Source organism: Mesorhizobium sp. M7A.F.Ca.CA.001.04.2.1 (genome assembly GCF_003998485.1).
GTDB lineage: Bacteria > Pseudomonadota > Alphaproteobacteria > Rhizobiales > Rhizobiaceae > Mesorhizobium > Mesorhizobium ciceri.
Window position 1 is genome coordinate 1 of sequence record NZ_RZQT01000309.1, and the last position, 417, is coordinate 417.

The window sequence follows — 417 nt, forward strand, 5'->3', positions numbered from 1 at the left end:
ACCAATGACGACGTGCCGGAACTGGGCGGCGACACGCCGCTCGAGACCTGCCTCGCCGAAACCGCGGAAGCCGGCTATGCCGGCACCGAGCTTGGCGGCAAGTTTCCGCGCGACAGCCGCGCGCTCCGGCCGATCCTCGACCATTACGGGCTGGCGCTGGTCTCCGGCTGGTATGACGGGCGCATCTGCGAGAAGGAGGTGGACGAGGAGTTCGAGGCGATCCGGCCGCATCTGACTTTATTGCGCGACCTCGGCGCGCGGCATGTCGTCTATGCCGACACCTCGCGCGGCCGGCATGGCGCGATCCACGATCCGATCTCGCAGCGGCCGAAGCTGATGGACGGCGAATGGAAGGCCTATGGCGCCAAGATCACCCGGCTCGCCGAGCGGTTCTCCGATTTCGGCGTCGGCATGGCC

Annotated in this window: 1 pseudogene; it reads left to right on the forward strand. The window is 67.9% G+C overall.

From position 1 onward, the window contains the following. Positions 1-417: pseudogene (locus EN955_RS34670) on the forward strand (myo-inosose-2 dehydratase); the annotation flags it as partial.